This is a genomic window from Clostridium zeae, from assembly GCF_017312485.1.
In the GTDB taxonomy this organism is placed as follows: Bacteria; Bacillota; Clostridia; order Clostridiales; family Clostridiaceae; genus Clostridium_AR; species Clostridium_AR zeae.
In genome coordinates, this window is the sequence record NZ_BMBA01000009.1 from 1 (window position 1) to 6,840 (window position 6,840).

Annotated in this window: 3 protein-coding genes and 1 pseudogene; 3 read left to right on the forward strand and 1 reads right to left on the reverse strand. The window is 28.5% G+C overall.

From position 1 onward, the window contains the following. Nucleotides 1-99, forward strand: a pseudogene (locus J3477_RS22795) (IS200/IS605 family transposase); the annotation flags it as partial. Nucleotides 100-1,828: 1,729 nt separating this feature from the next. Here the strand turns inward: J3477_RS22795 and J3477_RS22800 are convergent. Continuing rightward, nucleotides 1,829-3,103, reverse strand: coding sequence for an MFS transporter (locus J3477_RS22800; protein ID WP_206872548.1), 1,275 nt, complete (start codon nucleotides 3,101-3,103; stop codon nucleotides 1,829-1,831). Nucleotides 3,104-3,554: 451 nt separating this feature from the next. Here J3477_RS22800 and J3477_RS22805 point away from each other — a divergent pair, with 451 nt between their 5' ends. Next, nucleotides 3,555-4,568: a phosphodiester glycosidase family protein gene (locus tag J3477_RS22805; protein WP_206872549.1), complete on the forward strand. Its 1,014-nt coding sequence runs from the start codon at nucleotides 3,555-3,557 to the stop codon at nucleotides 4,566-4,568. Between the two features lie 10 nt (nucleotides 4,569-4,578). Next, nucleotides 4,579-5,613, forward strand: coding sequence for a hypothetical protein (locus J3477_RS22810; RefSeq protein WP_206872550.1), 1,035 nt, complete (start codon nucleotides 4,579-4,581; stop codon nucleotides 5,611-5,613). Nucleotides 5,614-6,840 lie beyond the last annotated feature (1,227 nt).

Below are 6,840 nucleotides of genomic sequence, written 5' to 3' on the forward strand. Positions count from 1 at the left end.
AAAAATCAGATACAAGAAGATTTAGCATATGAACAATTAAGTTTAAAAGAATATATCGACCCGTTTACGGGTGAGCCAGAAAAGAAAAGCAAAAAATAGAGCACCTTTAGGTGCAGCCTGTGAAGGCATGCGGTTGGCAAACCGTTCAGCGTGCGAGTAGCACGGCCAGTAATATGCCCTTATAGGGCTAAAGCAAGCCACCCGTTTGACGGGTGGTCCTGACTGCTGTGAAAATTGACCTGGAATATTGCTCAAGTCAATAATTATGTTTTTTTGCATTCTCTTAAAATTAATATTGTTTAATCTTTCTTTATATATAGCTTCGTTAGTCATCGAATATAGATCAGTATATATTACATGAAGATCGTAGGAATACATTTCTTCTATAAAATGTTTTTCGCATGATTTAAGAGCTGTGATAGCAACTTCTTTATTTTGAGACAAATAATTAATGTGACCAAGAATAAAATTTATATCGCAAAGAGAAGTTTTTTTTAGATATTTTCTATTTAACTTAGTAGATAAATCTAATGCTTTATGAAATTTATTCATATTAAAATATAAGGACATTTCTTGAAGTGAAAATCTATTAAATAAATCCTTATTACCATTATATTTGTTCTTACAATCTTCTATGATATCAAGGGCTTGTTCTAGTTTAAGGTCATAAATTAATGCATTGACGTAGTTGAAATAGGCTATACTTTTATTATAATCATCGCCTATAAATGAGTATAAGGCTATTACCTTTTTGGTGATTTTTATGGATTTTTCATAATTTCCCAAATTGTAATACGCTATAGCCATAGACTTGTAGGCATTGACAGCTATTTGAGGATAGCATATTTCTGGTGATAAGGATTCTATAGTACTAGAATAGTCAATAACTTTTTGATATTGCTTTTCAAATAGATATAGTACTGTAATATTACATAAAATACTTTGTCCTATTCTTGACTGTTCGATATGGAATTTTGTTAAGTATAATTCAGCTAATTTTAGATTGGCTAAGGCAATTTTTTTGCTATCCCAATTTTTGTATATTACAAATAAACTATTTAAAGCAGTGCAGAAATTTACTATATTATTGTTTTGTAAGTTATGTTCATTCTTTATATAATAGGATTTATATCTTTTTAAAAACTTCTCGGCCTCTTTATAAAGTTTAATCTTATAATAGGAATTTCCTAAATAAAATAACTTATCTATATTCTCTATTTTATCAAATTCCGCTTTGTTTAAGTCATAGTATTTAGTAATGTCATAATAATTATCATTGTTATATAGATTCTGAACGAAATCTATGGAATCATTTTTGTTGCTATAGTTAACAAAGGTTTTATTATTTACAAGTTCATCTAGTGAAATTTCTAGTGTTTTTGCAATATGTATTAATTGACTAAGGGATGGTTCCTGCATATTATTTTCTATTCTACTTAAAACAACTCTGTTTAAGATAGTATTACTTAAAGCTTATTGAGATAAACCTTTCTTTTTTCTTAGAACCTTTATTCTCGTGCCTAAATTAATCATACATATCACCCCTATTATAAAAAAAGTAACAAATGGCTTTAAACTTTAAATTTTTACTAATTTAATTGCAAATTAATTATTGATATTGTTATATTTAACCATATACTATATATTTATGTCAATGAGGTTGCTATGGTGATTTTAATGAAATTAATGTATTGGACACTATGATTATATTGTGAGTATTGGGTTCTGATTGTGTGGATGAAAAATAATATAAAACTAAAAGGTGATTTAGTACTATGATAGCTCAAAATACTAAATCACCTTGTTTACGTAAAATAAAACTTATTAGTTAATCTAAATTCTTAAGAGATTTATTTAAAATTTGTGTTAGAAACAGAACAACAACAAGTATTCCAAGTGACAAAAATAATAGCTTAATTGATACCACCGATGAAATAATACCAAAGATAAATGATCCTAACGGAGTAGCACAAAGTACTAAGGCATTTATTATAGCGCCTACTCTAGATAAATATTCTCTATCTATTTTAGTAAATATAGATATTTGTAAGGGCATATTGATTAGAATAACACCAAAACCTAAGAAGAAGCTATTTATTGCAAGCACTGGGTATATTAAATAAGATGTGATATAACCTAGGACAGCAAATAAAGAATAAGTAAGACCTACTAATACGCCCCCTAACAGAAACATATTTCTTGAACCAAGTCTTTCTTTAATCCTTGGTACCAATAATCCTCCTAGTGACATAGCTAATAATGTAGGAACGCTCATATATGATAAGGCCTCTGCCCCCTTGCTCAAGACTTCTTTTACATAAGGAGCTTGAAAAGCATTAAATGGTGTGACTAATAGGTTAATAACTGCTGCAAAAATACAAATACTAAAAATGAGCTTATCTTTAATTACATATGAAAAACCTTCCTTTAAATCGGTAAAATACACCTTTGGATTGTTATTGGTGTTCTTCTTTACGTGATCAGTATATCTTAGTGATACCACTATAAATCCACAAATAAAGAAAGTTGCTGCATCCACTAAAACTGCTCCTCCAATTCCAAGTACTGCAATGAAAAGTGGTGCAGAAGAAAGGCCGATAATTTGCAGAGCGTTAGCTAATGATGAACTAAGAGATGTTCCTACAGTAAATTTTTCTTTTGAGAGTATTGAAGGCAAAGCTGCGGTTGAAGCGGGGCCTCTAAAAGATTCAAAGGAGGAGTTTAAGAACGTTACAACATAAAGATGCCAAGTTCTAAGGGTTCCTGTCATAAAAAGCACTGCTATTAAACTTACGCAAAGGCCTCTCCCTAAATCACATATAGCCATTACATGTTTCTTTTTAAAATAGTTTGATGCTACTCCAGAAACCATTCCAAATAATAAATTAGGTAGTCCATTTACTGCAAATAAAGCAGCTACAAGAGCGGTTGATCCAGTTACTTGATAGACAAGCCATGAAAAGGCAATTGTATCTATACCATCTCCAAATCTGGATATGCTGTTGGCAGTCATGTTTTTTAAAAACTGCTTTTCTGTTAATAAATCTTTGTAGCCTATTTTTAATTTTTCATCTTGTACAGGTAAGCTTATATTTTCTTCCATACTATCCTCCTAATAATGTAAATTTATACTAAATTAACTACAAATATATGCTTTATAGACGTACGATATCTTCATGAAAATAGATTTTTAATCAAGTTGATATATCTATAAAACGAAGCATAATAAATAAAAAGAGTGCTATATTAATGAAATTGTATAATATATGGAATAATGATGCAAAATATAGATATATATCTAATATAGTATGTAATACAGATATGTACATTTAATTTACTTTGTTCTATACTTATTTGGTGATTACGGATTGAAAACATAGTTATGTAACAGCTGGTTACAAAATTATATTTCAGATATTAGCCATGCTGTGAGATGGACAAGCAAAAGTAAAATATTTATTAAATTTCATATATGTAATTAAAATGTAATTAAACCTAAATGTTACTTTGGTATATTTAGAAAGTTGAATTCTTATGATGAAAGGATTGGTGTTATGAATAAGAAAAGAAGGAAGAAAAAAACTAAGTTTTCATATAAGAAGTTTGCTTTATTTGTTGTCTATATAATAGGTTTTATGGTTATAACTTCACCTATACTATTGTTATTTGGACCTTATAGCGATGTGAGAAAAATGGTTCTGGGAACGGTATTAGCAACGAGACATAGTTATCTAATAACTAAGTTTATACCGCAGTCTACTATTAATGAAATGATGGATAAAACAGATACTGCTGTTTCTGCAATGAAGGAAGATACAAGTTTGATAAAGATAAATAATACTTCTGGAAATGACATAACAAGGTATGATTTTCACACAGATAAATACGATGGATATATGCTAGAGATAAAAAATCCTAAAAAAGTTAAAGTAGCTATGACTAAGTATTTAGGTAAAGTTGGTGAAAAAACTAGCGAGCTTGCAAAAGACCACAATGCTATTGCTGCAATTAACGGTGGTGCATTTAGTGACGAAACTCCTGATGGAAAGATGTATGAAGGAACAGGAGCAGTGCCTGGTGGATTTGTAATTTCTGAAGGTAAGGTAATATATCCAAAAGAAAATATAGATTATAAAACCCCTATAAGCTCAATTGCAATAACTAAAAATGGTGTGCTTTTAGTTGGAAGCTATAGTATAAATGATTTGAAAAGCCTTAATGTAAATGAAGCTATGTGCTTTGATAAAGTTCCACTTGTAGTTAATGGTGAAAGACAAATCAAAGTTAAAAATAAACTTGAAGATGGCTTTAATCCTAGAACTGCAATAGGACAGAAAAAGGATGGAACTATATTACTTCTGGTTATAGATGGAAGAAAAAGTGTTAGTAAAATAGGTGCAACCTTATATGATGTTCAGGAGATAATGATGTCTAGAGGTGCTGTAAATGCTGGGAAGCTTGATGGTGGTTATTCAAGTACTATGTACTATGATGGAGATGTTATCAACTCACCGAATGTTTGGTCTGGTGAGAGAAAGGTAGCCACAGCTTTCTATGTGGAGAAATAGGTGATTGATTATGAAGAAACTTAGAGTATTTTTACTATGGTCTGTTATTGCACTGATAATACAAAATGGAGTGTTTTTATACTTCGAAAAAGTATACCTTGGTGGAGAAACTACTGTTAAGGCTGAAAAGGTAGAAAAGAAAAAAATCAGTAATATGAAAGATATAAATATTCCTAGTGACGCTACAGACATCAAGATGTCTCATGATGGTACCTATATTGCATTTATGGAAGATGGAGCCTTAAAGGTAGGGGATAGGACTAAAGGAGATATAAAGACTGTTAAGTTAGAAGCAAGCATGGAAGTTAATTATACTAAATGGGTAACTGACGGAGATTTTCTAATAATAGCTGAAAAGACAAAGGCTTCTAAAAGTAAGCCTTATATAGATATTCATAAATATGATGCATCTAGAGATGAAAAGGTGGAGCTTACTGACTTAGATTTGAAAAAAGATATAATTAATTTATCTAGTAGTAAGGATAATATTGAAGATATGGCATTTGCTACTTCATCTAACGTAATGTATTTTAAGATAGGAAAATCGGCTAATAAATCTGATATATATAAAATAAATGTTATGTCTCAATTAGAAAAGACTAAATCTAACCTTGTAGGCATAGGCGCAATAGATATTGATCCTATAAATGCCAACTTACTTTATGAACAAACAAGTATGGTGAAGCTTAATACAGGTTCTAAACAAACTAAGATTAAAAATTTAAGTGATGGAATTATAATAGGGCATAGTGATAATTCGGTTTTTATAGGAAAAGGAAAAGCTGATAAAATAGAGGAAGTAATCTATGGAGATGTTGATAAATCGGTAAGTGAGTGGCAAAAGATTAAGTTAGACTCAAAAGTAGATAAGAAGGATATATTTATAACTGCTGGAGGCAGAGTATTCATAAAAGATTCAAATAAAAGCTTAACTGATGCTATTACTAAAAAGACTATTAAATATGAAGGTACTTTATTAGATGTAAATGATAAAGGAATATTAAGCAATGTGGAAGGTAAGTCTAAATTTGTCGAAATGAATTAAAAAAGCAAATGTTTAAGAATTAAAGCTACAAGACTAGTTGTGAATACTAGTTTTGTAGCTTTTAATTTTTAGAAATTATATAAGGCTAGATATATAGTCAATATTCTAACTGTTATAAAGAATTGAGGTAATATGAATTGGCTTTTGCCAGTTATGTAGATTTAATTTAAGTTAGCACGTTTTTATGTATAGTATTTAAATTTGAATTGATAAAAAAATACATTTAGCGATTTTAAATAAATTCTTGTGACTCTATTTATTATTTGAGTGTCTGATATAGTACAAGTTAATATTTTTTTGTAAAGAAATTTATATGATTATAATTGCGTAATTTAATTGTATTAAATAATAAAAATAAAATGTCGAAAAAAAAAACAAAGAAAGTATATATATTTTGACAAATTATATAATTATAACGTGTTAATATTGTATACGTCCCTAAAAATGTTAAAGTATGTGAAAATATTGCAAAATATGTGAATAATATGACATGGTAATATATTACTAATTTTGTATTGGGAAAAATTTTAAATATTAAGTAAGGAGTTGATTAATATTTTTCTAAAGCTTTTATACAAACCTAACGAATTCTTCTTGTACTATGAAAAAAAGAAAAATACTAAATATTTCATGATAATGACATTAAGTTTTCTAGTATTAGATATGATACTAGTTAATTTTATGATTGGAACCATTTCTAACCAATTTCAAATGTTTAAAGAAAATCAAATTTTAGCATTAAAAATAATATTAAACTTAACAGCATTTATTTCAGGATTAACATTACCTGTAATAATCTGTATAAGTTTAACGTTATTATATCATTTGATTTTAAAAATATTTTCTATATCAATAGGGTTTAAACAAATTTATCATTTGTGTAAAGCATCTTTTATAGTATTACTACTAGGGTTTTTGGTAAAAGTTTTACTTATAGTATTTGTATTTAAAGAACCAAGTTTAAGCTATTTTAAAGTTGACTTATTTTATATATGGTACAGTGTTTTAATTTCAATCGGAATTTATTCTAAGATTGAAGATAACAAAAAAAGAATATCTAAAATTATCTTATGTACAATAATAATTTTTACCTGTGTGTTGAATTTTGTTATTTAACGGACAAGCATATACATGAAAGGAGGTGAATGAGATGAAGATGGTAAGCTTTTTAGCTTCAGTACTTGGAATATCAGCAACTACAGCTTATAAAGTTATAGAGTTAGCTTT